The organism is Pedobacter sp. AC464 (assembly GCF_979253075.1).
The window spans coordinates 1-269 of the sequence record NZ_CEEDBV010000009.1 but is presented as its reverse complement, the minus strand read 5'-3'; the positions used below and the strand labels follow the sequence as shown (position 1 = coordinate 269).

Annotated in this window: 1 protein-coding gene; it reads right to left on the bottom strand. The window is 61.7% G+C overall.

The genetic code is table 11. The annotated features are described in order from the left end of the window. The coding region (locus tag AC0IWT_RS19985; protein WP_471798510.1) for a carbamoyl phosphate synthase preATP-grasp domain-containing protein at positions 1–192 on the bottom strand (192 nt) is incomplete at its 3' end. Between the last annotated feature and the right edge of the window lie 77 nt (positions 193–269).

Below are 269 nucleotides of genomic sequence, written 5' to 3'. Positions count from 1 at the left end.
GACCTTGTCGGCGACGTCACGGTCGGTCATGATCGTGGCGGGATTAGAGTTGACGAGGATGACCTCGTACCCCTCCTCCTTGAGTGCCAGACAGGCCTGAGTACCGGCATAGTCGAACTCGGCAGCCTGACCGATGAGGATCGGCCCGGACCCGATGACGAGAATGCGGTGCAGGTCGGTACGGCGGGGCATCAGTTCTGGCCTCCAGTGTGATCGGCGTCCATGAGAGCGACAAAGTCGTCGAAGACGTGAGCGGCATCGTGAGGTCC